Genomic DNA, 23,172 nt, shown 5'->3' on the forward strand with positions numbered 1-23,172 from the left:
ATGACAAGGAAGGGTTTCATAGAGAACTCACAAAAGAAATCAGATCGTTGCGGTCAGAACGCGTCATTTGCTGCACCCGGTTACGGGCGGCCTCTGCCTCGCCCCCATGCCACAGGATCGCCTCAAGCAGGCTGCGCGCGCGCCCGTCATGGAGATAGGCCTCGCGCCCCGAGACCTGCCGGGTCAGGCCAATGCCCCAAAGCGGCGGGGTGCGCCATTCGCGTCCGGTTGCCTGCCCCTCCGGGCGGTGATCCGCCAGCCCCTCGCCCATGTCATGCAACAACAGGTCGCTATAGGGCCAGATCAGTTGGAACGAGCGGGTGGGGTCCCCGTCCAGCGGGTGGGTGACAAATTTGGGGCTATGACAGGCGGCGCAGCCGGTGTTGTAAAAAAGGGCTTTGCCGCGCAGCACTTCGGGGGCGTCAGGGGCGCGGCGGGCGGGCACCGCCAGATTGGCCGTATAATGGGTCAGCAGATCCAGCGCCTGTGCCCCCAATTCGACATTGCCCTGGCTGGGCGAGTTGCCATCCCGTTCAGTGCGGCACGCTGCCTGCGCGTCGGTGCAATCGCCCCAGGCTGCGGGAAATAAGGGGCTGGAAAGGCCGATATCCCCGTTTGCCGCATCTGCCGATTGCTGGCGCAGGGTCGGATTGCCGGCCTTGTGACCAAACCGGCCCAGCATCCATTGGCCATATTCGCGCGACCAGACCTTTTGCGCCTTTCCGGAAATTCCATCACCATCCCTGTCCTCGGGGTCCGCGAGGGCAAGGATATCGGCCTCGGGGATGGCCTCAAGCAGCCCCAGCCCGATCATCTGCGGAGCAATCCGGGGGGAGGTCATCAGCGCCTCTCCTGGGGCACCATGGGCGAGCTGGGTGATCTCATATTCGGGCCTGCGCAGCTCTACCACTTCACCCTCCGCCAGCAGGATCGGCGTGGTTGTGTAGCGCAGCTGCATTTTGCCCTCTGCCGCGTGGCCAGTGATGGCGCGGTCCTGCAATTGCGCGCCATAGATCGGGTGTGGCCTGAACGGGGCGTTTCCTTCCGCTCCGGGCACTGATAGCCGCAGCACCAGCCCCGGCGTTGGATCCATGGCATCCTTGGGCGGCATCCCGCGCCCATCCTGCCGGTGACAGGCGGAACAGGTGCGTGCATTGTAAAGCGGGCCCAACCCGTCGGAAGATATGGTGGAGGAAGGGCCCACCACCCATAGCTTTTCAAACAGTGCCTCGCCGAGGCTGAAATCCAACCGTGCCTCTGCGCTCAGCATCGGTGCAGGGGTGGAAAAGGGGGGGCGGTCAGAAGGGGCCAGCTGTGTGCTGATCCCACCGGGAAGGGCTTCGAATGTCTCGGGGGTGGTGAAGTCCTCGGTCCATCGCAGCGCAGCCGCCCGTTTTGCCTTTTGCGCAGCCGTCAGCGGAAGTTGTTTCAGGTGGGGCTCTCCGAACGCCGTTGACACATATGCCGAAGCGGCGAAGGGGGAAAGGGCAAGACACAGTGCGGCGAGGCGCAGGGGGCGGCAGAGCATGGTAACATTCCGTTTTCCGTGCTCTACGCCGGATTGACCGAGAGGTAAAGAGTAATCTGACAGAAATACTCAGATAATACCCTTTCAAACGTGACGCGGTGAAGGGCGCGTGCGTGTTTCAGGTTGGGATATTGGCGTTTTTCCGAACAAATTGCTCAATCGCCGGGGCGGGTGTAGCGGAAAATTTGCTCTGGCAAAATGGAACACATGATTTGTCAGGAAAATAGGCGCGGGGTTAGCGGTCCAGGATCGATACATAGTTGCCATTTTTGGTGGAGCTGCTCTTGCCCGCATTTTTCTTCTTTTTCCCTTTGTCCTCCATTCCGAAATCTGCGTCAACTGTGGTGCTTGTTCCCCCGTCTTCCGCAAAGTCCCAAACATGGGTGACAGACTTCGCAATCCAGGTCTGGTCGGCGTCAGGATCGACGCCAGAGGGCTGGATCGGGCTTTCAGCCCTGATCAGAGGGTTCCCGATCATATTCAGCGTCAATTCACCCTCACCGGCGCGCAGTTCCTTCACCTTGGCCTCACCATTTGAACGGGCTTCGGCCTCACTTTGAAAGACCTCTCGAAGGGTCATCGAAGGCCCTTCACCGCCCGTTTCAAGAGTGAGCTTTTGAATGGTGCCAGCCGCCCGATCTTGCCAGCGGGAAATCACCTTTGAGAATTTCGCGCGCGGTTTGAGCCGAACCGTAAAACCCTCGTCTGCATTCAGGTGTTGTGGAAGGATGATAACAGGCGGTAAATCCTTGCCCGATGCCGTCTTGCCCGATCCCCTTTCTGTGATGAGAAGGAAGCCATCCTTGAAGGTAGTGACGGCCCCAACCTTGCGCCCCAACCTGGTCAAAAAGTTCTGGTCGCTTTCTTCGGTCTGGGCCACATAACCGATCGGATGATTTTTCAACGTCTCGGCCATCGAAAGCTTGAGCCCGTGATCTTTGGCGACCTGATCTGCAATACCACCAAAGGTGCCCTCCCAGGCGCGCGTCTTCGGCTCTTTCAGCGTCTTGCTGTGATCCGCAGCTTTGGCCGTGAATGTCACCTCTCGATCAAACCCGATCCGCTCGCTTTCTTCATAGAAAAACGTGCCGATATAGAAGGGTGCGCCCCACTCCAGATAGCCGAGGGAAAGCTGAAACTCATCGCTCTGGGCCGGGGCATTGATGCGGGGGGCATCCATGCACTTAATGACCAGCTCATCGCTCTCAAATCCTGCCCCATCGGTGACCTCAATCGAGAGGACTTTGGTGGGGTGGAATGGAAGCCCATTCAGCAGCAGTTCGAAGATTGGTGTCCTGGCGTTGGAGAGATCAGTCATAGAGCGCAACTCCGCGCACAGGCTCATTGACCTGTGTTTCATCCAGATCCGGAAGCGTGATCTTCAGTCCGGCAGGCAGAACGAGCGGATGGACTGCAAGGCCGCGATTGGCCTCATAGATCGCCTCGGTTGTTCCGCGATGACGGCCATAATGCTCGAAGGCAATTGCATCGACCATATCGCCCTCTTTGGTGGTGTAGGTTTTGGGCATGTTGTTACCCTCCTTTCGTTCGGCTCATGCGGATGGACTTCACTTTGTCGACTGTGTAAGGCTCGGCGCCAGAAATCAGCTATTTGAGACAAAGACTATGATCACTGGAAACCTCATTATCGCTTCCTTTCTGACCAGCATTGTTTTGGCCGCAATCGGGGCCCGTCTTGCTGGAGCGGAACCATGGAAGGGTGCGGCGTTGGGCGTTGCCTATGTCGCCGCGACCCTGTTAATCAGCCTTTTCACAACCAGCTTCCTTTTGGCGATGATCGCCGGGCTTGTCGCCGTTGGTATCGTCGCCGGGCCGCTGGGTGTCTTGAGCAAGCAGTCCATGAACATTGCGCTTGGATGTATTATCGGTCAGTGGGCTCCTATTTTGTTTGTTGCAGGGTGATGCGCGAGCCAGCATCGCCGCGTGTTTCAGCCGCCCAGTTCAGCTCGTAGAATGCGGTACGCATGCGCCGCAGCCAGAGAGACCACTCCGTTACCGGCTGCTGCGGATCGGTCCAACCCGAAGGCCAGCCCATCATCCAGTCCGTGAAGGCAGGGTTTAAGCTCAGGGGATCGGTTGAGTACTTCTCCCCATTCAGCAAGATCACCCGGAACCGGTGGGAAGAGCGGAACGGTTGCGGCTGCCAGCCCGCGGCCGCCATCAGTTCCCACATCAGCGTCCAGGCGCTCGCTGCATTCTTGATCCCCACTTGAGTGCCCGTTTGGTTCTGATCCGTCTTGAACTGGATCCCCACAGGGCTGCCCACGATGCAGGCCCGATTGCCCGATCCCTTGAAGGTCGGCGTGGGCCAGAATGAAGAGCCTCTCGCGGGTATGCGACCCGCCGACTTCCGCCGCTGATACGACGCGCGCTGCAACCCGATAGCCCATTCCCTGAAGATCTCGGCAGACGTCTTGGAGGCCAAGGGTGAGATGGCCGGGGACATTTTCAAAGAAAAGCCATTCCGGGCGGATCTCATCCGCGATCCGCGCGACTTCCGGCCATAGGTGGCGCGGGTCGTCTTCGCCCTTGCGCAACCCTGAGAGCGTGAACGGTTGGCAGGGATAACCGGCAGTGAGGATATGAATTCGGCCGCGCCACGGTCGGCCATCGAAGGTTTTGAGATCGTCCCATAGAAGTGCTGGTGCCAGGGACGTGTCCGCCATCCGCGCCACGAGAGTGGCCGCGGCGAAACTGTTTCGCTCGACATAACACACAGTTCGATATCCGGGTTCTGCAATGTGCAATCCAAGATCAAGTCCTGCGACACCGGCACAAAGGCTGATGCCGCGAATTTCGTCATGTCGGTTGGTGGGATGAACAGCCACATTGGGGCTCCTTTCCTGCACGCTCGCGGCGTTCTGGATTGGGGCTCTGTGATGGCCTCAGAATGTTGATGGAACGGCATCGGGGGCACTTGATTGACAGGGTGCCCGAAAGCCCGCCGATTTCCATCTTGAATAACAGTCTCGCACAGTTTGTGCATCGGATTTCCTCTTGCCTCATTTAGGCGACTCACCTCATGTTGCCGCGGCCCTGATCAGGGTGGGAGCGACCATAAGGTTATGCTGGTCGGTGGGGGCTAGTTTGGCGACTTTCCCCATGTTGCAAGGCGCGCCAACGCCCTGTGACCTCCCCGCGCCAGGTATCACCAGCGCGGGGAATTCTCTTATTCCTGCGATAGCAACGCATCCATGATCGCCAGACGCTCCAAGCGGTCCATTTTCCGGAACTTCTCAGACCAACGTGCCTTCTTTCGTCTGATGCGCTCGCGGTCGCGATAGTTCTCTCCAAGGTGGCTGTAATCGTGCAACTCAGCTGGCGGTCTAAAGTTCATCCAAAGGCATTCTGTGACCTGCCCACGGCGCGTATTGGCCTGGTAGTCAACTCGATGGAAATGGCCCAAGGCGTCGTCATAGAGAGGTGAGCGATAGCCGGAGATCATCACCATGCATCGGGCTTCGGTTAGGATGCTCAATAGTTGCTGATGATCCTCATCTGACATTTCGAAGTCATAGAGTTCACCGCCTTTTCGGGTACCCATCACATAGGGCGGATCGGCATAGATCAGGGTGTCGGGTTGGTCGATCAAAACCGATTCTGCCAACACCCGTTTCATCGAGGGCAGCAGCTCCAGTGCATCATCTTGAAATAGGCGATATTCACAGCTCTTCGATCCAGCCAGATCCAAGCAAAGGCTGATAGCAGCCTCGCTACGATCAATGCCGATATTGGTTTCAGCCGGGCGCTTGTTGCGCAGAACCGCACCGGATCCAAGGAAGGCTTCGATATAAGCCTTGTGCGGAGGCATGTGGTTGATGATCCGTTGATAGATGCCCATGCCATTTTTGCCGCCGGGATAGGTCATCGCGGATCCCCCACCGCCAGTCCTGACGATTTCGGCCGACCGGCACCACCCGTCCGCGTGATGGGTGATTCAAGCATCGTCAAACCCGACATTACCGATCGAGCAACGCCAGGACAGACGCTGCCCGAATCTGATATCGCCATATGAGGAGGTGCTGCAGCCATCACATCACCCCAACGATATTCCAAAGATGGAAAGACGGCTGGGCACACGGGCCAGAACGATTTGGGTGGTGATCTTCTGAAAGGTGCCATTTGGCAGCATGTGGGTCTTCGTCGCTTTCAGATCTTCGATCTCATAGAACCCATAGAAATGCAGCGATCGCGAGACAAGCGGCATGCGCCAATGCCACCTCATTGCCCGGCGCATCAACTCGATCTGTGCGGGGCCACCGGGTGACAACACCTCTTTGTAGATCACGGCATCTAGTGTGATGGTGCGTTGTCCAGGACCAAGGTGCTGGCGGATTGGCGCAGAATACGCCGGCTCTTTCACCGCGACACGTGGTGCCTCTTGATCGTCAAGTTGTTCGATCGCCTGTGTGTCCAGGGCAATACGGAAAGGGCCAAGTCGAAAGCTCATGAGATCACTCCGTTATCGCGCCGTCATCGAGGCGGCGGCGAATGGCTCGTTCGGCTTGAGCCCCGATTTCTTTCCCGGCATCAGCCGCGATCCGTTTGTTACTGGCCTGCTGTTCACGGGTGATGTGGATCGGCATCGCGACCTGCACTTTAACGTCCAGATTGGATTGACTTTCGAAAGTGCTTTCGACGGTCACATTGGGCTGGGAGCTGTCATAGCCGCGCAGTGGTGGTCGGGGTGAAGCAGTTGGTGCGGCTCTCCCTTGGTTCACAGCTTTTGGGATCGGATTGAGAAGCCCTTTTAATTCTTCACGCAGCCCCGCCAGTTCTACTTTCAATGGCTGACGTAGTGTTTCTGAAAGCGGGCCGTTGTTGATATTTGAAATCTGTGTCTCAAGACGGTTGATTTCAGATAGGAGCTCATTTTCATATTGTAGCTTTTCGTGAGCCGATAATGGCGTGGGCGCCTTAGTCGGTTCGGGAGTTGATTTCATGTCACCGACCCGCGCCATAGGATCAAGGCCCAGCTTCCCTCGTAGCCAGTTTTGCCCATTAATCAGATGAGAAATGCCGGGCATCTTGAGGAAGAAATCTTCCATCGACTGTGCATTTTTCGCCTGCCAATCCGAACGTTCCTCCGGGTCTTTGGGGATGAGAGAAAGGTTTGTATAGGCCATGAATGAAGCCCCAGCGGCACTCCATTTCAGACCCGACAAGCGACGTTGCATCGCTGTAGATTTCAGGCTGACATGTCGCTCCAGCCCTGTGATCTCTTTTGATGCACCAATCCTAAAGGCTTTGAACCGTGCGAGCGGCAAAGCGAACGATGGCAATAGTGCAGCGGTCCATTTTAATGGTAGAACCATGGACGAAAGCGCCAGCTTTTTACCCGCCAATGCCGCCCAAGGAATGACTGGGATCAGCTTAGCGGTCCATTTCAGTGGCGTGATTGCCCATTTCAGCGGAGAACCGACCAGCACCTTTGCAGCGCGACCGGATTTCAGAAAACCACTCAATGCCCATTTTGCAGCGCGTGTCCCTCGGGCGAAGATCGCCATGTTCTTTCCGGCTTTGTCGAACTTGAAAAACAGCCCAGCCGTGCGCAGCACTCCGCCGCTCAGAACGGCATAGCCTAACCCCACAGCACGGGTGGCAATGCTGAAGGCCAAAAGTGCTGCTGTGCCCTGGACGATTGTCGCCGTCAGCTCCGGATTGGCGTTTGTCCAGGTAATCAGCCCCTCAACGCCAAAGCGCGCTTCCCGCATGAGATCGGTCACAACGGGCAGAAGAGAACCGGATGCGCCGGTCAAGGAAGAGAGGCTATTTGCCAGTTGCCGGGCTTCCTCTTTGAAGCCCTTCATCACCTTCTCATAATCCTTGTCGATCACGCCGTCGGCGCCGAGGGCTTCACCTTTGATCCGCTGATATTCCTTCATGTTCGGGATCAGCGCGCGCAGGAAGTCGAGCACTTGTTTATCGGCAAAGAGCTGCCCCATTTTGAAGGCATCGCCGCCGGTCATTTTCTCAATGACAAAGAGCATGTGTTCCAGGGGATCAGAGCCGCGCTTGATCGCGATCTGCATCTCCTTTTCCACATCCACACCAAATTTCCGGAATTTCTTCACGGTATCAGGCGCGGTGATCTTGCCCAGGAAGTTGGTCATATTGGTAGCGGCCTGATCTTCAGAGCCCGCCGATTTCATGGCGATCTGAAGCGCGGCTGCAAGCGAGGCCACGGCATCGATGCCTTCCATCTGCAAGGATTTTGCGCCGGCTGTGATCTCAGGGAACTTGCGGGCCATGGCGCCAAGTTCAAATGAGCCCTCTTTGCCGGATTTCGCCATCACATCAAAGGCTTTGCCAAGAAGCCCCGGAACCACGCCGAGGTTGTCCATCACAGAGAAACCAGAGTTTGCCATCTCATCCATGGCAGATTTGGTCGCCTTTGCAGATCTGCCAGTGGAGCGCATGCCGGCAAGGGCGTCATCCAGCGCCATACCTTTGCCGACATAGGCTTCCAGCCCATCGAGGAGCTGAAGCTTGGATTGCCCGGTTTCCTTGCGCAGCGCGTTGAGCTCGACACGCAATTGGGCAATCCGCTCTTCACCGATTTCGGCAAGGTTGGCGAAATCAATGAGACGCTCTTGGAAATTGCCCTCCTGGATGACCGGCGCACCGATCATCACGGCCATGCCGGCAGCGCCGATCATGCGTTGGCGGGCTTGGGTGATCCGGGTCTCGCTGCGCGACAGAGCCTTTTCCAGCTCATCACTGGTGAACCCAGTTCGGATTTTCTTGCCTAGATCCCGGCGCAGATCTTGTGCCGATCGCGACACTTTGCGCATCGCAGCGCGCACTTTGTCAGACGGTCCGGTCCAACCGTCCATGAGACGGAAGAGCATCGAAAATGTGAGATCATTCCCGCCCATATTTCCTCTCGATCTGCGCCTCGTTCCACTCGACCTCAGCGTGCCAGGCTAATAGGTCATCCCAGTATGAGTTCAGAAGCTCTTCCTTGCCCCATTTGAACGCATAAGCGATCCGCCCAATCAGTCGTCGCCAGGGGAAGATTTGTCTTGGGCTTGCTCCTCGGCTGCCGCTTCCATCCGCGCCTGAAGCATCGCTTCCATATCCGCGCGAATGCTCTCCAGAGCGTTGCGCATCTTCACCGGCAAAAAATCGAGGACCGTTGCCTCCAGCTTGTCGTGATCGTCCTGGTCGAGGTGGTCGATCACCTCCTGTGGCTGGTCGGTAAATGCTTCCATGAGTGGCCCAAACTGGAACCCATGCTCTTCAAGCTTTGCCTGCACCTCAGCAACCTCGCCGCCCGTGAGGCGGCGCACAGTAATTGCCACCAGAGGCTCCCCATCGATCTGAAGCGGGTAGTCCAGATCAATGGACTTGAAGCGGGGTTTGTCGCTCTCGGCAAATTCAATCTTGGGGGTGCTGGTTTTCTCAGTCATGTTTCGCATTCCTTCATCAAAAAGCGCCCATGACAGGCGCTTGGAAACTGGTTGCGGGGGCAGGACTTGAACCTGCGACCTCCAGCTTATGAGGCTGACGAGCTACCGCTGCTCTACCCCGCAAGGATCAATCAGAGGCCGAGGCCGCTGCGGATTGAGCCCCACACATCAACCCCATCGACGATGCCAACGAAGTTCTGGATATCGACGTGGTGGATCACTTCGCCGTTGATCGTGTGCTTGTAGTAGGGGATTGAGTTGATCTTATAGTCATCCTTGGGGATCGACTGTGCCTCCCAACCGCCATTATTGGCATTCAACCGGCCCGTGATGTTGATCACCTCATCATCCTGATCGCCGTTAAATTCATCGATATTGACTGACCGAAACGTGATGCGACTGAATACGCCCGGCACCAGCCCCGTGCGCTTCATCAAGACTTTCTGCCGGGAGTTCAGCTTGATCCCGGCTTCCATCTTCTGGAAGCCCAGCGGGACTTCGAACCCCATGATCAGGCCGCCGGCCTTGGTTTCTTCAAGCACGTCCTGAATGTTCGGAACCGTGACACCTTCGCATTCGGTGTGTGTCGAGTACCCATCGACGAAGGCATTAAACTTGCGCTGAATATGCGGCATTGGTTGCTCCTGAGATTTCTCGTTGGGCCTGCGGATCAGGACAGGCGGGCGACTTCGGCGACGGCCTCTTTCGCGAGTTCGGCGTAGTAGCCGGTGTTGCGGTTGAACTGGAAGATCAGGCGTTGCAGCGGTGCCGGTGCTTCAGCGTCATAAGAGACAAAAAGATCACCGTTCAGCCATGTCTCTTTCGTGTTCAGCTTGGGATCAATCCAAACGTCACCACCAAGGGTCCAGCCCCGGCCACGCAGGATGCGTTGGAACCCGTTTACGGTTTCGGCGATATCGACCAAAAGCTGGGTTGAGAACGGTTTGTCACGGAACGTTTTATGCGCACGTTCGATGCTGTCCATGGTGATGTCGTGGGTGCGCATCACCGGGAAGAACTTGTTCAGCGGTTCGGTCCAGCAGGTCTCGTTACCCCACAGGCGGTAGCCACCGTCATTGATGATCGTCGCAATTTGATTGCGGGTCAGGTAGTCGGCTTCGGTGTCAGGATCGCCATCATAGTATTCAATTGGGCGCGCCGTTCCGGTGATACCATAAAATGCATGATTGGACGGCGAGTGGTTCACGCCGAATTCCTTGTCCACGCGCAGAGTGATACCTGCAACCGAAGCCGAAGCTGGCTTAACCAGCGTCTGGCCGTTCACATAGACCTTCACGCCTGGGTCAATCATGTAGATCCGACTTGACCCCCAATCCTCGCGATACTCAAACGCGGCTTCCTTGGTGGTATTGGGGCCATCGGCCAAGATCATACCGCGCCGCTTTTCTGCGATACCACGGAACTCAGCCACGGTCGGATTGGCGCTGCCATCGACGCGCTGCGAGGTGAAGCCCGGTGCCAAATACAGACGCGGGGTAAGACCCAATTCAGATTGGCCGTGCTTCAGGGCGTGAATGCCGGTCATGGCACCAGCCGAACCGATCACATTTGCCAGGGTGGCGTTGAAGTCCACACCTTCTTCGACACGAACAGCTACCGCCTTCATACCGGTGCCTTCTTTGGTGACCTGGCGAATGATATCCGGACCCGTACCGGTTTCGCCCATGCCTTCCAGCAACTCACTGCCTCCGATCAGGGCCAGCGGCTCATCCATGGGAAACTTGGCGTTATCGGCATCGGGTGCCGTGAAAACAAAACCGAGGGTGGACGTTTCGGAAATATCAACCGGGCGTCCACCCTTCAGGTTTTCAATCGTCGTGATGCCCTTGTGGATAGACACGGTCATGCGGAACTCCATAGCTCTTGTTGGAGCCATGGATCGCATGCCCGCCCGGCGTGGGCATTGGTAGCAATGCTACCAAAGGTGGATTTAGATCTTGGGAGAGTGCTTTATCCCTACACCGGCACAGATGTAAGCAGCAAGACTTCTCTAGTGCGGAACCGAGAGAACCTCATCCAGGGAAGCATATTGCTCTCGGTATTTGAAAGAACCAAACTGCCCGCCGATGCGTACGGCGAGATAAAAGATGATGGCTACCACAATGGCTGGATAGCACTTCAATAGCCATAGATCGCCCACTTGCGTAACGGCATCCTTCAGCATGGCCAGCAGGAACTTGTCGTCACAGCGGCGGCGGTCATAGCGATCACCGCCCACCGCATAGCCGAAATCATGGTGACGCCAGCTTGCGGTTTGAAAGAACCAGGACGCGGCCCCGGTGATGAGCTGGCGCATCCAGTCCGGCATCCAGTAGGGGCCAACGCCATTGCCGAACTGGGCCTGTTCTTCCGGGGTCAGGGAGTGAAACGAAGGGCGCATGTTATCCTGCTATCACCGGCCAGTGAGCATCGTCGGCAAAATTGGCGGGGATCGGATCGCGGGCGGTCAGAACGTTTGACGCCGCGCGGATCGATTCAATCAGCGCATAGCCTGCAATGATGGCCTCGCGCTTTTGCTGGTCCGCGTCGCTCAGTTTGCCCCCCGCGTCCAGCGTGATCTGGGCGTTGATCATGAAGCTGGTGTAATTTTGCTGCCTCACCATTGCATCTTCCTGCGCGCTGACGCCCAGAACCAGCCAGATCCGGCGGCGGGCCTCGTTGTTCACGTCGGTGATCGTTGGCGGCGCAGACGCAATAATATCGGCCGCCGCAACATCCGTGACCACCCGCCAGCTCGCGCCTTCTGGCGTTATTGCGGCGGCCACATCCTCAAGGGTTTGATCCGCCCCGAGGACAACATCCGCAACAGATATCGATCCGTCAGCACGTTCGATCAAAATTCGTTTGCCCATTAGCCAAATACTCCTATGTTAATGACCCCAGCGTCTTCCTTGCTCCCATCGCGATCGTTGGTGACGATAACGCGAAAAGAGCTGGTTGTGAAAAGACGCGCCGCAGCAAAACAGGCAGTACTATTCGAGTCATTGTCATGCCGCGCACCTGCCAGCGCCATGTAATTGCTATTCGGCAGCTCAGTGGCAAATCTCACATCATAGATGCCCGCTGCGACCCGTACGATAGACGACACGTTGGATGAAGCGTTGATTGTCACGCCGTTCATGCCATTCCAGCGCGCCCACGCCATGAGCTGGCCATGCGGAGCGGTCAAAGCCGTTACCTCAGCCTCAGATGTCACCAGGGGATACCAAGCACCCCAAACACCGCCATTCTTTTCCCGGCGCATCGCCTTGGTGTCGGCGCTGCTATCACCCGTAAACTGGTGTGCAGTGACCGTAATCCATTTGTCATCATGGGCTACAGCAGTTCCCAACCACCAATCAGTTCCTGGTGAATTGGCGGCGTTATACCCCTTAAAGCCACCACATTCAGAAATGTCATCCCAATCAGTGATCAGCTGAGCGTAAGGCCCCAACCGGGCAGGCAAGCGCGCGTCAGGCACCGTGCCGGCGTTCAGATTGGATGCGTCGCGATAATAGGAGCCATGCTGGCCGCTCAATTTGTCGGCATTCGCCGCCGTTTCAGTGACCCCCAGCTTGCCCGCAATCTGGGCCACCAGCGCCGCCAGTTCGTTGTCGTTGTCACCAATGGCCACCGCCAGCTCGTTCAGCGTATCCAGCGCCGCCGGTGCCCCGTCGATCAATTGGTTGATCCGCGTGTCGATGTCACCCGTGATATCCAGATTTGCTATGTTGGCCTCAACACTCTCAACGCGTTGCTTCAGATAGTTGGTCCGAGCAAGCAGGTATAGCGCATGAAGGTTCCACAACCCTTGTTTGGTCGTGGGATCCCAGAGCCCACCGGATTGAGGCCAGCCGTCCATAATCATTGGAATTCCAGGCCACGTCTCATCGACAGTTTCGGGCAAAAGCTCAAAGTTTTCAGGCATTCAGATCTCCAATATTAAAGGTTGAACCAACCCAGACTGTTTCAGTCCCGACAGACCACGGTTCGCCTACTGCATAGTTGACACGATCAACCATGACCCGAGTGAGGTCACAAAAAAGAGGAGCGACCGCTTCGATTATGCCAGCCAGATATCTTAACTGGTCAGGCGTGATTTCTTGTCGAACGATTACCCAAAACTCATTCCAGCTCTGAGGGCCGCCAACACTCTGTTCGGGACCAGCAACAACCCAATCCGCGCCAACCAGTGCAGATTTTCCTTCAACAACGACTGCATCACCGTAACCTGCATATTTCAGAGCAAGTTTGAGACCCTTTCGAGTGCCCATCCAAAGATGCAGTTCACGTGAATTGCGCAGCATGGCACGTTGAAGATCTTCGGGCCATTGTGGATCAAAGAAGTTGGCCGAATAGGCATGCGCCAGGAACGGCAGCGCTTCGACCGGACAAGTGTCCGCATTCCAGAGTGTTTCCAGGACCGTGGGGAAATCAAACACAGCCCGAACGCAGCGCTCCATTGCGCGCTCAAAGCGGGTACTGGATTTGGAGATGGCGGACTGATCAAAGGGCATAACCACCATCCGTCAACGTAATACCCGAGCAATAGGCCGCCTGGTGATCCGAACAGACGATATCAGCAACCGGTGCTGCAATGATTGCGTTCTGGACGCGCGGATCCGCGAGTGCACCCTGGATACCGTGAAGGGTGATATCACGGCCAAGGGCATGCTGTTTTACCGTGAAGGTTTCAAGGCTTGCCCGGCAATCGGCAAGAGCGGTGGCCCGATCCGTGCCAGGATAAAAGCGCAGCTCGGCCTCGATTGTGTATTCCGGCACCTCGGCTGAAACAGTTTCCAAAGACGAGCACAGCGGAATGCGCTCTTCGACATAGGCGTGGATTTGCGCCAGGAGCTCGCCCGTAGGAATGCCGCTGCCCGTCTGGGCAAGAATGTAGATCCGGCACAGCCCGTCATTATTGACTTTGATTGGCTTCACGCCCTTTACATCATTTGGGGCCGCATCGATAGCATGGGCGACATACATGCCTTCCGGCCCAGCCGTGGACAGTTTCTCCTGTGCGAGAATGGCCCGGCCTTTCAGATTGTCGTCGCTTTCTCCATCAACTCTGACGACCCCAAGGTTAAATGCAAAGTTATCTGTCCCCGTCCCCCAGGAATGCGCCAAAGTGTTCTGCCGCGCGTCGTCATTGGCTTTGGCCTTTGCGCGAACACTTTCCGACGCAAGAAGCCGAAATTGGTTGTAGAGCGGTTCGGTTTTGATTTCGAGCTCTTCAGCCGCTTCGGGAAACTCTTCTAGAAAGATGCTTTTCAGCCGTTCAAATTCATCATCAATTGACAGGATCTCGACGGTCTCTGGAAAGTGAAACTTGCTGATATCAACTGCGGAATACTCGCTCATATCACAGCCCCATAAATTCGTTGCTGGCCGGTTTTGACCTCGACTAGGTTAAGCGAGATCTCGGCATGTCCGTTTTCGTCAAAATGCGCAGTCTCGATACCCGTAAGCTCGACGCGCGGTTCGTATTTGTCGATCGCGGTTGCCAGCGACACGCAGTAATCCAGGAGTGTGTCGGCATCGGACGGACGGTCCTGAAGGTCCGGAATATCCGTTCCATCATCCCGCTCCTCGATGCGGGTTTTCCGGCGCATCTTCACAAGAGCGTCCAGAGACTGGACGATATGATCCCACCCCGAAAGCCGCCGCCCCGTATGCCGACACATCCCAGCCATGGCTTATGCCTTGGCAGGCTTTGCCGATGCCGGTTTGGCGTCAGTCTTTTTCTTTTTCAGAGTGTGGGGCTCGTAATACTTGGCCTCATCTTGGGTCAGGTCGATTTCGTCACCTTCTTCTTTCAGGTGCGGTCCCCACCAGGTTTGCACTTGGAACACGTATGTGTGCTTCACCAGTTTGGGATCGGTTTTGGTTTTCGCCTTATCCGCCATTTGAGTTCTCCTTAAACAGGCGTTCCGGTTTGGACGGGGCCAGACAAGACCCCGGAATGTTTGTGTGTGTCGCCAATGTCAGTACCGTTATGGGCGACCTTACCGCCATTGATGGCAAGCCCGGCTCCGGTGATCGAAAGTGTGACGCCCCCCACAGTGAGCGTGACACCACCGCCGATCACTTCCACCGCAACGTCGCCGAGACTGAAGGCCAGAGCATCGCCATTGGCTGACGGCGGGGCATTCTCATCTGTAAAGCCACCATGCACGGCCAGAGAGTTGCCGTTGATTTCACCGCCAGGCGAAAGCACGGTCATGAGTTCACCCACGCTGGGTGGGTTCCATGTCTTGCGGGCACCGGCGCGCTCGGTCCAGGGGATCCATGGCGTAGAGAACGAGCTGCCATTGTCACCCAAATCAACTTTCACCCGCTGATTAGCGGCATCAACCTCAATCACCTTGCCAGAGCGAACCACATTCGCCTGTTTGCGCTGAAGCTCAGCGATAGATCCCACGATCCGGGCGATCTGTGTTGCAAGATCCGCCATCACATACCCTCCGGAAGCTGGGTGATATCAATGTCAGTGTTGAGCACGGTTCCTTCAGAGATCACCGCTGCAGGATCGTCAAAATCAGCGAGGCCCTGACTTTTCCCAAGGCGCATGGTCTGCGTCCAGGACACTGAAAAGAGTGCAAGCCCGGTATCATCCACCTCGCCGGTATAAAGCACATCGATGCGCTGGTTTGTGGGGTCCCCAACGGGCATGTCATCCACGAAGCGGTTCATCTCGATCCGCTCGGCCACAGCTTGTACAAGATCGATGCCTTCCAGATCCCGATCGCGCCCCTCGGTCATAATAAATACTGCAAATGCACCATTAAACTGCCGGGTGCTGTCTGCTTTTGCCTGTGTCTTCGGTGCACCAAGGAAGGCAACGCGAAGCGCAGGGGTTTTGAAACTCTGCCGCGCGATCTCCGACGCATTGAACTTGCCCGGGGTAATCTCAAGATCACGGACCGCATCGAGCTCGGGTGCCTTGGCAAGATCCGCCTTGATGGCCTTTAGAAAATCCGAGATCTTCATTGCAGGAGCTCCTGGACAAAGTCCGTGACCACGCCTTCAATCTCCGCCGCGTTGTCGGGGCTGACCCCGATGTAAGGCCGGGCTGGAATGGTTACGCTCTTTGCATAGATCGCCTTATTACCTGCCATGAAGCGCAGAAACTTGGCCTTCTTCGGCTTGATGACCCCGCCAAAGTGATGGATGGCCGCGTAGATCAACGGTGATCCCACCTTGATCTCACCAGCCCCCACCACATAGTCGATGCTGTCATGCAGTGCGCCGGTTTCATAAAGCGGGGCAGAAGCTTTGCGATTATGCGGCCACAACTCACCATTGGGCCCGATCTTTTCCGATCGCAGGCGGCGGCGGGTTTGAAGTTGCATGAGGCGACCAATGATCTCCAGGAGCTCAAAGCGATCCCAGCCGGCCACGCGTTCTACTGCGCGTGTGGCCGCACTCAGGCCATTGAGCTGCATATCCATGGCGAGATCAGCCATCAGGAACGCCCCCGGCCAAATCGGCGCGGCCGCGCGATGAAATCCGCACCCGATGCAGCGCCACTGGTGGACCCTTCCACCACCGCACGCGGTTCATCCACCCCAAGTCCAACAACGCCTTTACTGATCTTGGTCAAAAGTGAAATCGCCTGTTCATACCGGGTTTCAATGGCATTGGTCAGCCGGGCATGGGTGTTCGCCAGGATATAAGCAGCGATATCGATGCAGGGGCGGCGCAGGGCTTTGGGTGATCCAGCCAGCGGCAGGTCATATTGCTTGGAGAGATAGCTATCAATCTCAGCCGAGGCATCTTCCAATGCCTGGTCAACAGTCTCTTCCGGGCTGTCAACATCCACGGGCGTGATATCCGAGAGAAACTCGGCGCCGTAGATTTTCACAATGTCAGCACGGGTCGCGTAGGGCATGGATCACCTGTGTGAAAAAGAAGGCCGCCCCGCCGCTGCAGCCTTCCTACTGATCGCGCCTGTCGGCGGGCGCGGCTGGTATTCAGTCTTCGTCTGCGAGGGTCACGCGCAGAAAGCGATCTGCTTTGATGGCTTTCATCTGCTCTTCGCTCAGATCATCCTCGTAGACATTCTTGCCTTCAAACGGCCAACGAATATCGGCACGGCGGTGCCCGCCTTCATGCACACTCGAAATCGACAGGAGCAGACCCTTTTTCTCGTTCTCGGGTGCGTCTTGGTCTTTCGGGGGCTCCGGAGCTTTCTTGTTCGCGTTGCCCTTGGATTGGGTTTGGGACTTCGTCGCCATCTCAGTTCTCCTAGTGGTCGGTTGTTGAAGCGGGCCCCGAATGCGCAAGAGGCCCGCTCTGACAACCGGCCAGCTTACGCAGCAAGCCAGGGGGTCATCATCACTTCGGCTTTGCCGTAGTTCTTGTTGTCTTTGCCGTTATCCAGGCGCTTGACCTTCACAATCTCGTCCGCGTCATCTTCCAGCTCCGGCGGAACCACCAGAAGGTTCGGAATGATATTCAGCGGACGCCCGGTATCATCCTTCAGGCTCGCCATGGCGGCACGCGCAGCCTTGAAGTTTTCAGCGGTCAGCGGTGCCTTGGACGCGAAGGCCAGTTGCCAGAAGGAATACCCAGCTTCACCACGCGATTTGGCACCGAACAGGATTTCATCATTCAAGAAGGTGTGTGCCGACTTTGAAGGGTCATCGTGTGACACCAGCTCGGGATCTTCCCGGTTCTGGTAGATGATCGGCAGGACCGCTTGGGACGTGCAAAGCAGATACCAAGCCGGGCCAGCACCATCCTGGAAGTTGGAAACCGAGACCTCTTCACCATCCACCAAAACCGGGTGATCGGTGTCGAAGAAATTCTGACCATCGAAACACCGGGCGACAAAACCCTTCTTCAGGGCAGAAAACACCAGTTCGTCAGGGTGGTTCGCGGCGTTTTTGCCGAGACCTTTGAAAGCGATCTTGTAGGTGCCAAGTTTTCCGTCGGCGATCGCGTCACGATCAACAGCGACAGTGCCTTCAAACTTGCGGTTCTTGATGGTGTAGGCGTTTTCGGTCAGGCGATGGATGAACCGTTCGCCGATCCATTCGCGCATGCCAGGAATGGCACCCAACCATTCATAGGTTTCCATACTGGTGGTCGAAGTCACCTCTTCGGCGATCTTCTTCCAGGTGGGTTCAATGGCGTCAAAAGCGTTTTGGAAGGTCGCTTTGAAGCCGGTGGTGGCAGCGGCAATGGCCGCGTGGGAGACAGAGGTGTGACGTTTAACGGGCATAGTTGTGTCCTTGATTGGGAAGTTGGGTTAGGCGGTCAGGATCAGAATTCGATCCAGACCTGTCCGCCTTCGACTTCGCGCAGCGTGCCGGCCACAGAGCGAGTGCCACCACCATCGGTCTTTGCCACGGTTTCGTCGTCGACCAGATAGCAAGGCTTGCCAACATCTGCGTTGGTCAGCTCGTCAGCGCCGGCGGAATTCAGATAGCGGAAGTTGCCACGGCGGACCTTGACTTGGGTGTCACCTGCGGCTTCATCCACGCTGTGTTCTGCGCGACCAACCGTGACCAGGCCAACTGCCGCATGGCCTTTCTTTGCCAGCCCGGCATCCAGGCACGCGATTGCGCCTTTGTTGATTTTAGCGCCGGGAGCCAGCGCATAGCTGAGAAATTCGCCGGCGCGGTGGAGCGTGTTGCGTTCACCAGTGGTGGGCATATTCAAATCCTTCCTTCAGATAAGGGAGCGCAGGGTTAGCTTGCCGCTTCGTCGGCGGCGCGCTGTTTCAGGTAATCCTCTTCGGAGATCCCGAGTTGGGCACAGGTTTCACGCTCAAGCTCGGTCAGCTTGCTGGTGCCTTTGCCAAGATCGCCATCATCGAGGTCAGACGGGGCCACAACCTTCGGCAGGGTGGCGCAGAGGGCTTTGACCTCTTCGAATCCTTCATCGCCGGATTTGGCGATTTTGACATAGTGGGCCTTCGAGGCCGGGGCGATCTTGCCCGCTTCGACCGCACCGTCGATCAGTGCTTCCACCTCTTCGTCGCGCTTTTCTGCCTGCGCCGAGGCCAGTTCACCTTCGGCCTTTTCTGCGCGGGCCATTGCCTGATCATAGTCAGCACGGGGCATGTAGTCTTTCGAAGACGGGACGGTTTGGGCGGCTTTGGCCGAGGCGAGCTCGGTGTCCTTTGTTTTGATCGCGTCAAGGATCTGAGCCTCGGTCGCGTCATCATTCAGGCCAAGCGCGGCGGCAATGGCTTTCAGCATTTTGGGATCTCCATCTGGGGTTTGCGCCCGGGCAAGGGCTTTCATTTGAAACGCAGGGCGATTGACCAGAGCAACGGCATCCAGAATGCCCACTTCTTTGGTTTTCTTGTGGGCGCGGAATTCCGGGCTCACAAAACGCCATTCACGTTCGGCAATCTGTTTGGCAGCACGGATCGTCCAGGCGACCTTTGCCCAAACCTGCCCATCACGCACTTCAAGCTCTTCGATCCAACCTGCCGCCGTCTGGTCCCCGTTATCATCGGGCGCGTAAGACGACAGATGGTCATAATCCACCATGATCGGCTTCGCCTTTGACACATCTTGGGCCGCAACGAAGGCATCCGGGTCGGACATTTTCCACGCCCGGCCATCCACTGCGTTCAGCTCCGGGCCTGACGGAAAAATCTGGATCCAGTCCGGAGCTTCCGGGGTGGCGGCATCGTCCAGCTCAAATGCCAGGGCACGTTCCAGAAAACAGGAGGCGCCCAGCTCGGCGCTGGCAAGATGCGAGATCAAATCGGGGGTTGCTTGGTGCGTATTCATGGATCATGAAATGACCCATCTCCCAAATCCGCACATTGGTAGCGTTGCTACCAAAAGCGAGGTTTTCACGGCGGCGTCGATGATTGTGGATTTTCTACCTTCATCAAACATAAAAGGATCGTTTTTGAAAGCCTTTTGAAAGCGTTTGAAGGGGGGGAAAGGGGTTTTCGGTATGGTGGGGCCACTTTGAAGGCTCAGAGCGCCCAGCGGCTATATTTTGAAATGGCCCCCAATTTGCTGGAGTGATTGAATTCTGCCCTCTGAATTGCTATCTGTGTCTTGAGGCTGACCAATCGCGTGAGCGGGTATATTCCCGAGGAGGAGTTCGCGTCCTCCCAGCCTCTATCTCACATCTCAATCAAACGATCCCCACCCATCCGCTCAATTGCGATGCGGCGAAAGCTTTTCAGAAAGATCGCCTCACCCGACGTGGTCTTGCGGATCACGATGTGCCACCCTTTGCCTTCAATCACACCCTGAATGACCACATCCCGCTCGGCAGTCTGTTCCTGGTAAAGTGTGCCCTCTTCGATGAGCTGTTGCACCAGGTGGTAATCGGGGGCGTCAAACTGCTGGGCACCCGATTTGCTCACCCGTTTCTTGATCTGCTTATGGGCATCGGCGTTTGAGAACATCACAATGCGTGTCTTGGCGCCCAGATCTTTGACCAGGTTCTCAGGCAGAACCGCCACTGGCAACGCCATTCGCCCACGCTCTAAATTTGCCGGGGATCGATCGGCGGCACCGGCATACGGAAGATCACCACCTGCAAGAGCGCGAAACGGACGAGCCCCCACCAGATCCTTCACCGCCACATTGCGCGATACTGAAGGAAGCGCATCAAGCCGATCAGTGAGAAATTGGTGTACATTGGCAGCCCGCGTGACACCCGGATTGGTGTGCCAACCGGGATCAATCCCTTTTGGCACGTCGATCCGTTCCCCGGTGCGCTTGTTTGTCCAGGGCCGTGTGACAATCTGGGGACCACTAGCGGCAGGATCATAGCCAAGTCGCTCCGCTTCGCGGCGCGAGACCTGACGAACCCGGCATTTGCACAGCCAGCCATTGGGCGGGTAATGCGTCTGCCAAAACGGATCATCAACTGGCAGGATTATTCCAACCCATGCCATGTGCTCGGGGCGCTTCTTCTCAGCCACTGACAATTCATAGACCAGGAATGGAAGGCCACGTTTGGTGCGTTGGATCCGTTCCCATTCACCCGCTGCGCGCGCTGTATTCACATTGGCCCAATAGATAGTGCGCAGCCGGCGCAGCGATCCGAGCTGCGCATAGGTGATCGTGCTGGTGATCGGATCCTTGACGGCATGTCTGCCCCACCATCCCTTTTTTCGTAGGATCGGCTCCAGCTCGTCAATGAAGTCACCATAGGACTTATAGTTCCGGATCGCATCTTGGGTCGCACCCCGAATATCATCCAGGATATCGAAACCGGCGGACTTCGCGACCGTAAACGAAACGGCATGTTCATGTGGGGCGGTGTCGCGCCAGTCAAAGCTCGGGTGCTGGCCCTTTGCATCGAAATAGCGCGTAACCTCTTCAGGGGCTTCGGTGAAGACGGGATCAGGCATCCAGATCCCCTTCACCCCGCGCGATCATCAGAAGTGGTGCCAGGCGCTCTGCCATGGCCGACATGTCGGGGTTGATCTGGTCAAGAGCTTCTTGGAACTCTTCATAGCTGGACGCGGCGTGGGCCGCTGTCATGATCGAGGCCAGCACAGGTCCAACATCTGCTTCCCAACTCCCGATCGCGTCTGAGATTAACTCGTCTTCATCCGAATGTGCCGATGCTCGATGTGTACCACCGCAGGACGGGCAATTCACGGCATGGGCTCGGGCTGGATCTTGAAGGCTGGTCCCCGGATCTGATTGTGCAGCGGAGGCAATGCGCAAGATCTCTTCACCATCATCTGGCACCCGAAAGCCCAGGCGCTTGCTGACGTCCGCCATGGCTACCCGCAACCCAAGTGGCACCAAGTTTACAACCGCATTGGTAAGTGCTTCAACGTCTTCAGCATCTTCAACGGGGAATGAGAGATCGGGCACAGCCGCACCCCATCCCCAATTGAAGCCCACGAAGGGTTCAATAATATCTCGCTTAATCGTGGCAGCCAATTGTTTCGCATCGGCCTTTTTGATATCGCCGCGCACTTCATCGTGAGTTTCTGATTGTGATTTGCTCGATCCTTCATCTGTTGTCATGGTCTGGCCGATCACAGCCTTGGACGTTTGTTTGTCCAAATAATCTGCCATGGCGCCGAAAGCGGCGTTCCCTGTTCCACCCTTTGCTTCGATGAATTCGACTTCCATTCCCTTCGGAATGATGGCTGCAGCATCAGAGCCGAGATCGCGCACCGCGCGCAGCAACACCCGCTTTTCTTCTGCGCTAGAGCTGTCGTCATATCGCCCCAGGCGAAGCGGCATCCCAAAGACTTCGAGAAAGGCAGCCCAATCCTGAAGCGTAAACGTTTTGAGCATGAAGACCCAAGCCACGACACGGGCAAGACCACCCCTAACCGGAAGGCCGGATTTCAGTTTGGGGCGATGCACGACCCAGCAATGCGGGCGCAGTTCCAACCCGTCTTCATTGTCATCGTCTCGGATCCGCAATTCTTTGCCAGTCTTCTTGTCAAACTGAAAATGGCGCGGATCGCGATGCTCGTACTTGGCTGGTGTCCACAGATCTGCCGTTGTATTCCACAGGATCTGTGCAGCGGAATAACCCTTTGCGATCCCATCTAGGAGATCGTCAACCAGTTCGGAAAACTCCGGGGTCGCCACCAGATCTTCAACCGCATCTGCGATTTCCTGATCTTGTGCGCTTTTGCTGGCCGGAGTGACAATAGCGTCGATACCCGAAACCGCCCGCTTACGCTGCCCTAGAACAGACGCATAATGCGGATCCCGCTCTTCCATTTCTTCAGCCAGCGCAAGAAACTCTTGGTTTTCACCTTCATTGGCAGACTTCAAAAGGCGGGCGAGCTTCACCGGATCGAGACCAGGTGCAACTGCATCCGCCCATGGCGAGCGCACCCCTGTAATGGTCGGCGGAGCCTGCTCCTGCGATAGGGTCGAGACTTTAATCGGGTTGCCCTGGCTGTCCAGGACAGACGAATTCCGCGTGGGTGCCTTAGCCATTGTCTTCGCCTTTCATATATCCGGGCTTCGCTCGGTAACGGCCTTCACCTTCCGGCTCTGCATCCAATTCAGGGCAAACCTGTTGCAATGCGCTATGCACATGTTCGACCGGAAAGAAGCTCTCCTGATCCCCAATTTTGACGACAAGAACAGACAGGGGATCCCGTCCATCATGAATGATTGACCGCACAAACATTGTGGCATCCAAGCGCCCCATTGAGGCCGCAACCTTGGCCTCAATGAACATTGCTCCGAAATCGCCGTGCTCGCTGCCCTTGTCCATTCCAACTTTCATGTTCAT

At 56.7% G+C, this 23,172-nt stretch carries 30 protein-coding genes and 1 tRNA gene; 1 reads left to right on the forward strand and 30 read right to left on the reverse strand.

Annotation, left to right across the window (positions count from 1 at the left end; all coding sequences use genetic code 11):
- Positions 1-16: 16 nt before the first annotated feature.
- The 3 genes from AKJ29_RS04425 to AKJ29_RS04435 form a co-directional block, all read right to left on the reverse strand.
- Positions 17-1,528, reverse strand: a complete 1,512-nt coding sequence (locus tag AKJ29_RS04425) for a di-heme oxidoreductase family protein (protein ID WP_055188286.1) — start codon at positions 1,526-1,528, stop codon at positions 17-19.
- 235 nt (positions 1,529-1,763) lie between these two features.
- Positions 1,764-2,846: a phage late control D family protein gene (locus tag AKJ29_RS04430; protein WP_055188288.1), complete on the reverse strand. Its 1,083-nt coding sequence runs from the start codon at positions 2,844-2,846 to the stop codon at positions 1,764-1,766.
- Positions 2,839-3,057, reverse strand: coding sequence for a tail protein X (locus AKJ29_RS04435; protein ID WP_055188290.1), 219 nt, complete (start codon positions 3,055-3,057; stop codon positions 2,839-2,841). Before AKJ29_RS04435 ends, AKJ29_RS04430 begins: the two co-directional genes overlap by 8 nt.
- Positions 3,058-3,154: 97 nt before the next feature.
- On the opposite strand from AKJ29_RS04435, the gene AKJ29_RS04440 reads away from it, so the two are divergent.
- Positions 3,155-3,451 carry a hypothetical protein gene (locus tag AKJ29_RS04440; protein ID WP_055188293.1) on the forward strand — a complete coding sequence of 99 codons (297 nt, stop codon included), beginning with the start codon at positions 3,155-3,157 and terminating at the stop codon, positions 3,449-3,451.
- A 26-nt stretch (positions 3,452-3,477) separates the two neighbouring features.
- Here AKJ29_RS04440 and AKJ29_RS04445 read toward each other — a convergent pair whose 3' ends face one another.
- The 27 genes from AKJ29_RS04445 to AKJ29_RS04565 form a co-directional block, all read right to left on the reverse strand.
- Positions 3,478-4,398, reverse strand: coding sequence for a DNA cytosine methyltransferase (locus AKJ29_RS04445; RefSeq protein WP_074963583.1), 921 nt, complete (start codon positions 4,396-4,398; stop codon positions 3,478-3,480).
- Positions 4,349-4,555, reverse strand: coding sequence for a Com family DNA-binding transcriptional regulator (locus tag AKJ29_RS20525; protein ID WP_074963584.1), 207 nt, complete (start codon positions 4,553-4,555; stop codon positions 4,349-4,351). Before AKJ29_RS20525 ends, AKJ29_RS04445 begins: the two co-directional genes overlap by 50 nt.
- Before the next feature lie 163 nt (positions 4,556-4,718).
- The gene (locus AKJ29_RS04450; protein ID WP_055188297.1) at positions 4,719-5,417 is read right to left on the reverse strand and encodes a DNA adenine methylase; all 699 of its coding nucleotides are present in this window, start codon (positions 5,415-5,417) and stop codon (positions 4,719-4,721) included.
- A gap of 168 nt (positions 5,418-5,585) precedes the next feature.
- Complete coding sequence (locus AKJ29_RS04455) at positions 5,586-5,999, reverse strand: phage tail protein (protein WP_055188298.1); 414 nt, start codon at positions 5,997-5,999, stop codon at positions 5,586-5,588.
- A gap of 4 nt (positions 6,000-6,003) precedes the next feature.
- On the reverse strand, positions 6,004-8,385 hold the full coding sequence (locus AKJ29_RS04460) for a phage tail tape measure protein (RefSeq protein ID WP_235477269.1): 2,382 nt from the start codon (positions 8,383-8,385) through the stop codon (positions 6,004-6,006).
- Between the two features lie 162 nt (positions 8,386-8,547).
- Positions 8,548-8,961: a phage tail assembly protein gene (locus tag AKJ29_RS18460; protein ID WP_063139409.1), complete on the reverse strand. Its 414-nt coding sequence runs from the start codon at positions 8,959-8,961 to the stop codon at positions 8,548-8,550.
- 48 nt (positions 8,962-9,009) lie between these two features.
- Positions 9,010-9,084 (reverse strand) — tRNA-Met (locus AKJ29_RS04465).
- Between the two features lie 8 nt (positions 9,085-9,092).
- Positions 9,093-9,596, reverse strand: a complete 504-nt coding sequence (locus AKJ29_RS04470) for a phage major tail tube protein (RefSeq protein ID WP_055188302.1) — start codon at positions 9,594-9,596, stop codon at positions 9,093-9,095.
- A 35-nt stretch (positions 9,597-9,631) separates the two neighbouring features.
- Positions 9,632-10,828 (reverse strand): phage tail sheath subtilisin-like domain-containing protein, encoded by a 1,197-nt coding sequence (locus AKJ29_RS04475; protein WP_074963605.1) that lies wholly within the window; start codon positions 10,826-10,828, stop codon positions 9,632-9,634.
- A gap of 144 nt (positions 10,829-10,972) precedes the next feature.
- The gene (locus AKJ29_RS04480; RefSeq protein ID WP_055188306.1) at positions 10,973-11,362 is read right to left on the reverse strand and encodes a hypothetical protein; all 390 of its coding nucleotides are present in this window, start codon (positions 11,360-11,362) and stop codon (positions 10,973-10,975) included.
- 1 nt (position 11,363) lies between these two features.
- On the reverse strand, positions 11,364-11,834 hold the full coding sequence (locus tag AKJ29_RS04485; protein ID WP_055188308.1) for a hypothetical protein: 471 nt from the start codon (positions 11,832-11,834) through the stop codon (positions 11,364-11,366).
- Positions 11,834-12,889, reverse strand: a complete 1,056-nt coding sequence (locus AKJ29_RS04490; RefSeq protein WP_055188311.1) for a hypothetical protein — start codon at positions 12,887-12,889, stop codon at positions 11,834-11,836. Before AKJ29_RS04490 ends, AKJ29_RS04485 begins: the two co-directional genes overlap by 1 nt.
- On the reverse strand, positions 12,882-13,478 hold the full coding sequence (locus tag AKJ29_RS04495; RefSeq protein WP_055188313.1) for a phage tail protein I: 597 nt from the start codon (positions 13,476-13,478) through the stop codon (positions 12,882-12,884). The genes AKJ29_RS04490 and AKJ29_RS04495 overlap by 8 nt, the downstream gene beginning before the upstream one ends.
- Complete coding sequence (locus tag AKJ29_RS04500) at positions 13,468-14,325, reverse strand: baseplate assembly protein (protein WP_055188315.1); 858 nt, start codon at positions 14,323-14,325, stop codon at positions 13,468-13,470. Before AKJ29_RS04500 ends, AKJ29_RS04495 begins: the two co-directional genes overlap by 11 nt.
- Positions 14,322-14,648, reverse strand: coding sequence for a GPW/gp25 family protein (locus AKJ29_RS04505; RefSeq protein WP_055188316.1), 327 nt, complete (start codon positions 14,646-14,648; stop codon positions 14,322-14,324). Before AKJ29_RS04505 ends, AKJ29_RS04500 begins: the two co-directional genes overlap by 4 nt.
- A gap of 12 nt (positions 14,649-14,660) precedes the next feature.
- The gene (locus tag AKJ29_RS04510; RefSeq protein ID WP_055188318.1) at positions 14,661-14,870 is read right to left on the reverse strand and encodes a hypothetical protein; all 210 of its coding nucleotides are present in this window, start codon (positions 14,868-14,870) and stop codon (positions 14,661-14,663) included.
- An 11-nt stretch (positions 14,871-14,881) separates the two neighbouring features.
- Positions 14,882-15,418 (reverse strand): phage baseplate assembly protein V, encoded by a 537-nt coding sequence (locus tag AKJ29_RS04515; protein ID WP_055188320.1) that lies wholly within the window; start codon positions 15,416-15,418, stop codon positions 14,882-14,884.
- The gene (locus AKJ29_RS04520; RefSeq protein WP_055188322.1) at positions 15,418-15,954 is read right to left on the reverse strand and encodes a hypothetical protein; all 537 of its coding nucleotides are present in this window, start codon (positions 15,952-15,954) and stop codon (positions 15,418-15,420) included. The genes AKJ29_RS04515 and AKJ29_RS04520 overlap by 1 nt, the downstream gene beginning before the upstream one ends.
- Positions 15,951-16,430, reverse strand: coding sequence for a phage virion morphogenesis protein (locus AKJ29_RS04525; protein WP_055188324.1), 480 nt, complete (start codon positions 16,428-16,430; stop codon positions 15,951-15,953). Before AKJ29_RS04525 ends, AKJ29_RS04520 begins: the two co-directional genes overlap by 4 nt.
- Positions 16,430-16,855 carry a gp436 family protein gene (locus AKJ29_RS04530; protein WP_055188326.1) on the reverse strand — a complete coding sequence of 142 codons (426 nt, stop codon included), beginning with the start codon at positions 16,853-16,855 and terminating at the stop codon, positions 16,430-16,432. The genes AKJ29_RS04525 and AKJ29_RS04530 overlap by 1 nt, the downstream gene beginning before the upstream one ends.
- An 82-nt stretch (positions 16,856-16,937) precedes the next feature.
- Positions 16,938-17,201 (reverse strand): hypothetical protein, encoded by a 264-nt coding sequence (locus tag AKJ29_RS04535; RefSeq protein ID WP_055188328.1) that lies wholly within the window; start codon positions 17,199-17,201, stop codon positions 16,938-16,940.
- A 74-nt stretch (positions 17,202-17,275) separates the two neighbouring features.
- A complete protein-coding gene (locus AKJ29_RS04540; RefSeq protein ID WP_055188330.1) occupies positions 17,276-18,190 on the reverse strand; it encodes a Mu-like prophage major head subunit gpT family protein in 915 nt (304 codons plus the stop codon).
- Between the two features lie 41 nt (positions 18,191-18,231).
- Positions 18,232-18,624 (reverse strand): hypothetical protein, encoded by a 393-nt coding sequence (locus AKJ29_RS04545; RefSeq protein WP_055188332.1) that lies wholly within the window; start codon positions 18,622-18,624, stop codon positions 18,232-18,234.
- 35 nt (positions 18,625-18,659) lie between these two features.
- Complete coding sequence (locus AKJ29_RS04550; RefSeq protein WP_055188333.1) at positions 18,660-19,715, reverse strand: phage protease; 1,056 nt, start codon at positions 19,713-19,715, stop codon at positions 18,660-18,662.
- Between the two features lie 347 nt (positions 19,716-20,062).
- Positions 20,063-21,304 (reverse strand): phage head morphogenesis protein, encoded by a 1,242-nt coding sequence (locus tag AKJ29_RS18610; RefSeq protein ID WP_074963585.1) that lies wholly within the window; start codon positions 21,302-21,304, stop codon positions 20,063-20,065.
- The gene (locus AKJ29_RS04560) at positions 21,297-22,871 is read right to left on the reverse strand and encodes a DUF935 domain-containing protein (RefSeq protein WP_055188336.1); all 1,575 of its coding nucleotides are present in this window, start codon (positions 22,869-22,871) and stop codon (positions 21,297-21,299) included. The genes AKJ29_RS18610 and AKJ29_RS04560 overlap by 8 nt, the downstream gene beginning before the upstream one ends.
- Entirely contained in the window at positions 22,864-23,166 is a 303-nt protein-coding gene (locus AKJ29_RS04565; RefSeq protein ID WP_139231296.1) for a hypothetical protein, read from the reverse strand. The genes AKJ29_RS04560 and AKJ29_RS04565 overlap by 8 nt, the downstream gene beginning before the upstream one ends.
- Between the last annotated feature and the right edge of the window lie 6 nt (positions 23,167-23,172).

The sequence above is a fragment of the Aliiroseovarius crassostreae genome (assembly GCF_001307765.1).
GTDB classification, from domain to species: Bacteria; Pseudomonadota; Alphaproteobacteria; order Rhodobacterales; family Rhodobacteraceae; genus Aliiroseovarius; species Aliiroseovarius crassostreae.

What these genes read in the sequence shown, in the direction of transcription:
- AKJ29_RS04470 (WP_055188302.1), bottom strand. Translation starts at nt 9,596, where the DNA reads ATGCCGCATATTCAGCGCAAGTTTAATGCCTTCGTCGATGGGTACTCG.
- AKJ29_RS04515 (WP_055188320.1), bottom strand. Translation starts at nt 15,418, where the DNA reads ATGGCGGATCTTGCAACACAGATCGCCCGGATCGTGGGATCTATCGCT.
- AKJ29_RS04510 (WP_055188318.1), bottom strand. Translation starts at nt 14,870, where the DNA reads ATGGCGGATAAGGCGAAAACCAAAACCGATCCCAAACTGGTGAAGCAC.
- AKJ29_RS04460 (WP_235477269.1), bottom strand. Translation starts at nt 8,385, where the DNA reads ATGGACGGTTGGACCGGACCGTCTGACAAAGTGCGCGCTGCGATGCGC.
- AKJ29_RS04425 (WP_055188286.1), bottom strand. Translation starts at nt 1,528, where the DNA reads ATGCTCTGCCGCCCCCTGCGCCTCGCCGCACTGTGTCTTGCCCTTTCC.
- AKJ29_RS04475 (WP_074963605.1), bottom strand. Translation starts at nt 10,828, where the DNA reads ATGACCGTGTCTATCCACAAGGGCATCACGACGATTGAAAACCTGAAG.
- AKJ29_RS04535 (WP_055188328.1), bottom strand. Translation starts at nt 17,201, where the DNA reads ATGGCGACGAAGTCCCAAACCCAATCCAAGGGCAACGCGAACAAGAAA.
- AKJ29_RS20525 (WP_074963584.1), bottom strand. Translation starts at nt 4,555, where the DNA reads ATGAGGCAAGAGGAAATCCGATGCACAAACTGTGCGAGACTGTTATTC.
- AKJ29_RS18460 (WP_063139409.1), bottom strand. Translation starts at nt 8,961, where the DNA reads ATGACTGAGAAAACCAGCACCCCCAAGATTGAATTTGCCGAGAGCGAC.
- AKJ29_RS04540 (WP_055188330.1), bottom strand. Translation starts at nt 18,190, where the DNA reads ATGCCCGTTAAACGTCACACCTCTGTCTCCCACGCGGCCATTGCCGCT.
- AKJ29_RS04455 (WP_055188298.1), bottom strand. Translation starts at nt 5,999, where the DNA reads ATGAGCTTTCGACTTGGCCCTTTCCGTATTGCCCTGGACACACAGGCG.
- AKJ29_RS18610 (WP_074963585.1), bottom strand. Translation starts at nt 21,304, where the DNA reads ATGCCTGATCCCGTCTTCACCGAAGCCCCTGAAGAGGTTACGCGCTAT.
- AKJ29_RS04435 (WP_055188290.1), bottom strand. Translation starts at nt 3,057, where the DNA reads ATGCCCAAAACCTACACCACCAAAGAGGGCGATATGGTCGATGCAATT.
- AKJ29_RS04430 (WP_055188288.1), bottom strand. Translation starts at nt 2,846, where the DNA reads ATGACTGATCTCTCCAACGCCAGGACACCAATCTTCGAACTGCTGCTG.
- AKJ29_RS04490 (WP_055188311.1), bottom strand. Translation starts at nt 12,889, where the DNA reads ATGCCTGAAAACTTTGAGCTTTTGCCCGAAACTGTCGATGAGACGTGG.
- AKJ29_RS04450 (WP_055188297.1), bottom strand. Translation starts at nt 5,417, where the DNA reads ATGACCTATCCCGGCGGCAAAAATGGCATGGGCATCTATCAACGGATC.
- AKJ29_RS04520 (WP_055188322.1), bottom strand. Translation starts at nt 15,954, where the DNA reads ATGAAGATCTCGGATTTTCTAAAGGCCATCAAGGCGGATCTTGCCAAG.
- AKJ29_RS04440 (WP_055188293.1), top strand. Translation starts at nt 3,155, where the DNA reads ATGATCACTGGAAACCTCATTATCGCTTCCTTTCTGACCAGCATTGTT.
- AKJ29_RS04495 (WP_055188313.1), bottom strand. Translation starts at nt 13,478, where the DNA reads ATGCCCTTTGATCAGTCCGCCATCTCCAAATCCAGTACCCGCTTTGAG.
- AKJ29_RS04530 (WP_055188326.1), bottom strand. Translation starts at nt 16,855, where the DNA reads ATGCCCTACGCGACCCGTGCTGACATTGTGAAAATCTACGGCGCCGAG.
- AKJ29_RS04500 (WP_055188315.1), bottom strand. Translation starts at nt 14,325, where the DNA reads ATGAGCGAGTATTCCGCAGTTGATATCAGCAAGTTTCACTTTCCAGAG.
- AKJ29_RS04485 (WP_055188308.1), bottom strand. Translation starts at nt 11,834, where the DNA reads ATGGGCAAACGAATTTTGATCGAACGTGCTGACGGATCGATATCTGTT.
- AKJ29_RS04545 (WP_055188332.1), bottom strand. Translation starts at nt 18,624, where the DNA reads ATGCCCACCACTGGTGAACGCAACACGCTCCACCGCGCCGGCGAATTT.
- AKJ29_RS04550 (WP_055188333.1), bottom strand. Translation starts at nt 19,715, where the DNA reads ATGAATACGCACCAAGCAACCCCCGATTTGATCTCGCATCTTGCCAGC.
- AKJ29_RS04480 (WP_055188306.1), bottom strand. Translation starts at nt 11,362, where the DNA reads ATGCGCCCTTCGTTTCACTCCCTGACCCCGGAAGAACAGGCCCAGTTC.
- AKJ29_RS04505 (WP_055188316.1), bottom strand. Translation starts at nt 14,648, where the DNA reads ATGTGTCGGCATACGGGGCGGCGGCTTTCGGGGTGGGATCATATCGTC.
- AKJ29_RS04560 (WP_055188336.1), bottom strand. Translation starts at nt 22,871, where the DNA reads ATGGCTAAGGCACCCACGCGGAATTCGTCTGTCCTGGACAGCCAGGGC.
- AKJ29_RS04525 (WP_055188324.1), bottom strand. Translation starts at nt 16,430, where the DNA reads ATGGCTGATCTCGCCATGGATATGCAGCTCAATGGCCTGAGTGCGGCC.
- AKJ29_RS04565 (WP_139231296.1), bottom strand. Translation starts at nt 23,166, where the DNA reads ATGAAAGTTGGAATGGACAAGGGCAGCGAGCACGGCGATTTCGGAGCA.